At 69.3% G+C, this 6,400-nt stretch carries 6 protein-coding genes; 4 read left to right on the top strand and 2 right to left on the bottom strand.

Annotated features, from left to right (window positions below; all coding sequences use genetic code 11):
* Positions 1 to 225 precede the first annotated feature (225 nt).
* From AC068A_RS33975 to AC068A_RS33985, 3 genes are all read left to right on the top strand, one after another.
* A complete protein-coding gene (locus AC068A_RS33975) occupies positions 226 to 639 on the top strand; it encodes a recombinase family protein (protein WP_478590137.1) in 414 nt (137 codons plus the stop codon).
* A 24-nt stretch (positions 640 to 663) separates the two neighbouring features.
* Positions 664 to 1,704, top strand: a complete 1,041-nt coding sequence (locus tag AC068A_RS33980) for a hypothetical protein (RefSeq protein ID WP_478590138.1) — start codon at positions 664 to 666, stop codon at positions 1,702 to 1,704.
* 311 nt (positions 1,705 to 2,015) lie between these two features.
* Positions 2,016 to 4,034, top strand: coding sequence for a PLL family lectin (locus AC068A_RS33985; RefSeq protein WP_478590139.1), 2,019 nt, complete (start codon positions 2,016 to 2,018; stop codon positions 4,032 to 4,034).
* 168 nt (positions 4,035 to 4,202) lie between these two features.
* Here the strand turns inward: AC068A_RS33985 and AC068A_RS33990 are convergent, their stop codons facing one another.
* Both AC068A_RS33990 and AC068A_RS33995 read right to left on the bottom strand, forming a co-directional pair.
* Positions 4,203 to 4,331, bottom strand: coding sequence for a hypothetical protein (locus AC068A_RS33990; RefSeq protein WP_478590140.1), 129 nt, complete (start codon positions 4,329 to 4,331; stop codon positions 4,203 to 4,205).
* 160 nt (positions 4,332 to 4,491) lie between these two features.
* Positions 4,492 to 4,770: a hypothetical protein gene (locus AC068A_RS33995; RefSeq protein ID WP_478590141.1), complete on the bottom strand. Its 279-nt coding sequence runs from the start codon at positions 4,768 to 4,770 to the stop codon at positions 4,492 to 4,494.
* Between the two features lie 414 nt (positions 4,771 to 5,184).
* Here AC068A_RS33995 and AC068A_RS34000 point away from each other — a divergent pair, with 414 nt between their 5' ends.
* A complete protein-coding gene (locus tag AC068A_RS34000; protein WP_478590142.1) occupies positions 5,185 to 6,096 on the top strand; it encodes a recombinase family protein in 912 nt (303 codons plus the stop codon).
* The last annotated feature ends 304 nt before the right edge of the window (positions 6,097 to 6,400 follow it).

Below are 6,400 nucleotides of genomic sequence, written 5' to 3' on the forward strand. Positions count from 1 at the left end.
GAAGCCAAGCAAACACCCAGGTCAGTAAGCCTTTGGCCTTGAAAGGTCCAGATAACGGCCTGCTCATCAGTCAGAAATTCCACCGGCACGCGGCGGACGGTAGCCCCACGCCACACCGCTCATACGATCTTTCACCGAACCCCAGCAGCAGAGTGGATCGCTGTGCTAGGCCCCAAGATCGTTCCTTAGCGCCAACGACTGTTCCATTGTTCCCCGAGGCCGGAGATGAAGCGGCTCGGCCGCGGCGCCGCCGAACTCCTCACCATCGCCGAGGACCTGCGCGACCACGACATCGAGCTCGAACTGCTCACCGGACCGCTCAAGGGCGTCTACGACCCCTCCGGGCACGGCGCCGCCCTCTTCGCGTTCTTCGCAGGCATGGCCGAGTCGGAACGCGAGTACATCCGGGAGAAATCCCTCGAAGGGCAGGCATCCGCCCGCGAGCGTGGCCGGCACGGCGGCCGACCGAAGGTATTCGACGACGACATGGTCGCCTACGCCCGAAGTCTCCGGGCCAACGGCGTCCCCGTCCCCGAGATCGCCCGCAAGCTCGTCATCCCGTCCGGCAAGAACAAGGGCGAACACCCCTCTGTCGCCACCGTCTACCGCGTGCTCGCCGAAGCGGGCGGCACGGCCTGAACATCACGCTTAGCTACATGTCGGTTGGTTCGCCGCTCGTTAACGGCACCCCTACGCCGCGAGACCGCCGGGCTCTCCCCGGCCGAGATCAACGCGCTCGGGGTCGCCGACGCGAAGAAGCACGCCGAGTCCTTCGCGGACAAGGACGACTGGGACTGGGACACCCGCCGCGCCCGCCAGGCCTGGCACGAGGTCCAGTGGTGGGAGCAGGTGCGGGCCGGCCGTGAGCTGCGCATCTGGAACGCCGTGATCGAGACCCGGGCCGCCGCCCTGGACGCCGACGACGCCTGGCACCGGCTGTCGCTGTACATGCGCAGCCCCATCCACCGCCGTGGCGACCAGCCGCTGCTGCACCAGACGTGGGAGATCGGCGACGCGTCGTGGGAGGAGGTGGAGGAGCGCGGGTACCGCCGTGAGCTCGCCCCGCTCGACCCGGGCGGGCTGACCGAGGACGAGCGCCGGCGCCTGGAGGCGGACTACCCGCGCGAGGTCTTCCCGCACCTTGGCACCCGCGGGGTGCACTACGGCGCCTGGGAGCAGGTGCACGTCGCCGACTACTGCCAGACGCTGGACCGGGCCGCGCGGATGATCGAGCAGGGGCGCGGGCTGGCCGAGGACGACCTGCGGCAGTGGGCGGCCGCGCTCGACGCCGAGCGCGGGCCGCTGCCCGACGGGGTCGAGCTGACGTACTGGCGGGCCCACTTCCGGGTGGAGTTCCTCGCCGGGTACGACGCGGCCTCCGCCCGGCAGCGCGCTGAGGAACTGGCGGCCACCGTCGTCGACTACGCCGGGCGTCCGATCGGCCGCGTCGTCGACGGGTCGGTGGAGCCCGAGGACGGGTTCCGCAACGCCATCGACGGCCGCTGGATGCACCCGGCCGCCAGCGGCATGGGCGAACTGGGCCGCCGTGCCCTGTGGGAGGACTACGCCGAGGTCGAAGCACGCACGGCCGCCGGCGAACCGGTCGGCTCCCGCCCGGTCCTGCGGGACATGTACCGGCTCGCCGCCGATCAGCTGCGCGAGACCTTCGCCCGATCCACCGGCAACTACACGGGGTGCCGTTAACGACCGTGTCACGAGCCCCAAATACGGGTGATCTTTGGTCGTTTGTCCTCAGTGGGTGGGCCTGGGCGAGCAGGTTGGTGCGCGATGAGCCGCATCGGGCAGGCGTACCACCTCACCCGGACCTGACCTAGGACATTGAGGCCGAGGTCAGCATCGGGTGTCGCGCCGGCGCACCACGTTGACACCCTCCCCCCGTTTTTAACTGACCGTAATTGACCTATCGCCTTGAGTGACCGGCCCAGGATGATCGTCGTGCGCGGCCTTGCCGGTTCCGGAGGTCGTGCTCGTCGAGACCCAAGGGAGTGTTGCTCATGCAGTCGATCGAGTTCGGGACTTCGCAGGCGGAACGGCTGGAGCGGCTGCGCGCGCAGTTGCAGGGGCGGCCGGCTGTCGAGCGCTCCACACCGCGCGCGCAGGCGTCGCCGGGCAGCACCCTGATGTACGGGGTGATGCTGCACGCGGCGTCGCGCCTGGAGGCCGGCCTGGAGCTGACGGAGGTCGAGGAGCAGCTGGTGCGGCCGCTGCGGCTGCTGCTGGACGAGGAGGAGATCCGCGCATTCGGCCGCCTGTACCAGCAGGAGAACGCCGCGGGCACCACCGCCACCGTCCTGCCCGGCACCCTCGCGGGACGGGACGTCGCGCAGGGCTACGCGGCGGCGGACCTGCTCAAGGACCTCGCCGCGGTGCGGGAGGAGGTCCTGGCGCAGCCGAACGTGAGCGTCGTCGACCTGAACAGTGCCCCGGCGGGGGTGGACGGCACGTTCGACAGTGAGGAGTTCAACGCCGGGCAGGCGGCGTACGGCTACGGCGCGACGGTGGTGACCGCCACCGCGCCGCCGCCCGAGGACCCGGGCGCGCTCGCCACGATCGTCGCCCGGGTGGACCTGCACTCCTTCCTGTGCGAGCGCGAGTCCGACGAGTGGAGCCAGTCCGACGAGATCTACTGGGGTGTTTCCAGCGCCGGTGCCTTCGGCAACCGCCAGCAGCTCCTCACCTACCGGATCGTGAACGTCGACAGGGGCGAATGGCACAACCTGCCCGCGAACACCACCGTGTACAACGGCCGGGTGGACGCCGGCCTGGTGTGCAACATCTCCTGCTGGGAGGAGGACGACGGCAGCGCGGAATGGATGAACCAGCTGCGGCAGAAGCTGGTCGTCATCGGCCAGGAGCTGATGGCCTTCACCAATCTCCTGACGAACGTCATCACCGGCGTCGTCGTCCCCGGGTACGGCGACTTCCTGGACTTCGTCACCCTGGCCGCGGGATTCGCCTACCTCGTCGCCAAGCTCATCGAGCTGTTCAAGAACCCCGACGACCTGGTCCAGGAGCGCACACTGGTCTTCGACCGGCCGGCGCTGCGGCAGCTGGCGGCCGGCGCCCAGGATGAGACCGACTGGATCTTCGACGGCGGCAACGAGGGACGCCACCGCCTGCGACTCAAGTGGATCGGCAACCCGCCCCCCGCCGACGCCCCCGGCGACATCAAGGTCCTCTCGCCCGCCAACAACCAGTGGGGCGCCACCACCCGCCTCACCGGCGCCACCGACTGCGAGCCGGCACTGGCCGTCCGCGACGGGAAGCCCTGCATCGCGGTGCGCGGCATGAACGACCTCGTCTACACCGCGCGGTTCGACGGCACCTCCTGGAGCGGCTACAGGGAGGTCAGCTGGATGTCCGCGCGGACCGCCCCGGCCCTGACCCAGTACGGGCCCTCCCTGCACCTGGGCGCCTGCGACAGGGAAGGCGTCCTGCACATCGTCGGATCCACGTCCGACGGCGGCTGGTCCTACCCCACCTCCCTCGGCAGGAAGAGCTCGGCCGCACCGGCCCTGGCCGGCCATGACGGGGTGCTGTACTGCGCCGTCCGCGGCCATGAGGAAGACGTCAAGGTGTACGTGGCCCGCCTCGTCCGGGGCACCAACAACGAGTTCCAGGGTGACTTCGAGATCGTCCCCGGCTTCGAGACCCCCCGGGCCCCGGCCCTGGCGTCGGCCCAGGGCAAGCTCTACCTCGCCGCGGCCAGCATGGACGGAAAGACCTACGTCCGTGCCCACGACGGAACCTCCTGGGGTGCGACCGTGAACCTCGGCGGCACCACCGACAGCTCCCCGGCCCTGACCGTCCGCAACGGGGCGCTGTACTGCGCCGTCCGCGGCCTGGACGACGGCATCTGGCTCAACTCCTTCAACGGCAGCACCTGGACCGGCTGGATCCAGCAGGTCCCGAACGTGGCCACGATGTCCGGGCCCGCGCTGGCCGGGGGAAGCGGCGACACGCTCCACATCGCCTACCGCTCCATCCACTTCGACGAATGGGTCCGGCCCTGACAGGTCGCAGGCGCCAGCGATATCCCTCGCAGGCGATCTTGAACCACCAGGAGCTTGTCCTCCCCGTTCGTAAGCAGCGTCAGCCGAGTGGCCTCACCATTTCATCGCGCGCGGTTGAATGACTTGTGGGGGCGGAATTGGTCGTCGGCGGCCTCGGCTGCCGCCGCATCACGACTCAGCAGGGGCTGCATCTCCCCCGAGATCGTCGTCACGCCAGTAGTCAGGCTCGGTGTCGATCTCGTACTGGGCGTCGAGCCACATCTCTGAAAGCCACTGCGGCAGCATCGCGTCGTCCATGTGGTAACCCTCGCACCGCCGTTCCCCCACCTGCCGGCTGGACACAGCACCTCTCCAAGGTCCAATCAACAAAGGGGGCGGAAACGGTCCCAATGTGCTCACAGCATGATGGCCCGCCCCTCAGGGCGGGCCATCCTCGCCAGTCGGCGAAGCGCAGCTGTCAGTCGGCGAGAACTTCGCCTCGCCAGAGGTTCGTGTCCATCTGAATGCACCTGTATCCGTACACGTTGCTAGCGCTCAGGTAGTAGCTCGCGTCAGCCATGCAGGTCGTCTTCGTTCGGTAGTACTCCCCAGTCCGCTGCCAGGTTGCGGCGGCGTCAGCTATCTGCCCTGTCGCGGTAGTAGCTGACGGGGCGGCTTGCGCAGTCGCCGGGACTATTACCGCGGTTGCTGCTCCCAGCGTGATCGAGGCAACTGCGAGGCCGAGCTTGCGCTTCATACCAGCTCCTACTCTCTCGGTGTCGCCGAGCTATGACAATCTGCATCGGATCAGCCACCACCCAGATCATTCACTGTTTGTGCACTTTTGGACACGAAAAGTGCGCCCCTTTGGCGCGTTCATGGCCCCAAGCGGAAACGGTCCCTTCGGCGCCAGGCTTCACGCCAGGCGGCTGCTGGAGGCTCTGCTTGGGACTCCCCCACTCCGCCTCACGCTGAGATCCATAAGGGGGCGTAAACGGTCGATTCCGCCCCCGGCGGTCGATCCAATCAACACGCCACCCCGACCAGCGCAAACGCCCCGCCGATCCATTCAGATCCGGTCCGAGATTCCGCCTCCCTATTCCGCCCCCTAGACTGGGCTGCGGACACGGTCGGGAGTCCGCCCGGCCCACCTGGGGAAGGCGAAGACCGGATGGCCGACCGGATCTACCTACGGCATTCCACCGACAAGCAGACCGACGCCCGCCAGCGCCATGCCCTCGCCCCGCTGCTGGCCGCCGGCGCCCCCGTATACGACGACCCCGCCACCTCCACCCGGCAGCTCTCCCTCGACCGCACCGGCTTCACCAAGCTGCTGCACGAAGCCGCCGTCGGCGACACCATCCGCATCGCCGACGCCGCCCGGCTCTTCCGCTCCGTGGCCGACATCCTCGCCCTGCGACCGGTGCTGATCCGCCGCGGCCTGCACCTGCACGTCGAGTCCGGCCTGCTGTCCGGCATCGACCTCGCCTCGGACGACCCCGGCACCAAGATGATGGTCTCCGTCCTCGCCGCCGTGCTGGAGTTCCAGCGCGACATGATCTCGGAGAACACCCGCGAAGGCGTCGCCGCCGCCGAAGCCGCCGGGAAGGTACTGGGCCGCCCGACCGCACTGGACGGGAACGAGGCCGCCGACGTCGTGCAGGCGTACCAGCAGGGTGCCGCGGTCAAGGCGCTCGCCCGGCTGCACGGCGTAGACCCGAAGACCATCCGCCGAGTCCTGGACGCGGTCGGTGCCCGCCAGCTGCCCGAGCAGCTTGATGTTCTCCCGGACCCGCCCGCCGAGCAGCAGCCGGAGTCGGACCCGGAGATCACCCTCGACCTGCCCGGCCTGCTCGCCGACCACCTCGCCGTCGTTGGTGACGAGACCGTCCGCGCGGCACTCGCCTCCGGCCGGACCATCCGCCGCGGCCAAGGCCACTCGCTTCGGATCACCGCACCGCTCGAACTTCACCGCGCCGCTCTGCAGCAGAGCGCCGCCCTTGCAGCCGACACGGCAGGGTCGGCCGAACGCAAAGCGCACCGGGTCTACGCCACCCGAATCACAGCCGCCGAGAGGCCCTGAGCTCGTTTGGGGCTCATGACACAGCCGTTAACGGCACCCCAACAGGACCGCATCCGTGAACTACAGCGCAAGCAGAGCCAGCCGAAGAAGTAGTCCGCCATCGCAGGGGCCCCGGACGTTGTATGCCCGGGCCCCTGCCGCATCCGTTCACGGGGAAGCAGGTGCCGCAGGTCCAGGACGGACGCTACCGCACGCGGATGGGTGGTCCATCTTGCGGAGCTGGGGGGGGGGGGGGGGGGGGGGGGGGGGGGGGGGGGGGGGGGGGGGGGGGGGGGGGGGGGGGGGGGGGGGGAAAAAAAGGAGG

This window comes from Streptomyces sp. NPDC043854, from assembly GCF_056436005.1.

What these genes read in the sequence shown, in the direction of transcription:
- AC068A_RS33975 (WP_478590137.1), top strand. Translation starts at nt 226, where the DNA reads ATGAAGCGGCTCGGCCGCGGCGCCGCCGAACTCCTCACCATCGCCGAG.
- AC068A_RS33985 (WP_478590139.1), top strand. Translation starts at nt 2,016, where the DNA reads ATGCAGTCGATCGAGTTCGGGACTTCGCAGGCGGAACGGCTGGAGCGG.
- AC068A_RS33990 (WP_478590140.1), bottom strand. Translation starts at nt 4,331, where the DNA reads ATGGACGACGCGATGCTGCCGCAGTGGCTTTCAGAGATGTGGCTCGAC.
- AC068A_RS33995 (WP_478590141.1), bottom strand. Translation starts at nt 4,770, where the DNA reads ATGAAGCGCAAGCTCGGCCTCGCAGTTGCCTCGATCACGCTGGGAGCA.
- AC068A_RS34000 (WP_478590142.1), top strand. Translation starts at nt 5,185, where the DNA reads ATGGCCGACCGGATCTACCTACGGCATTCCACCGACAAGCAGACCGAC.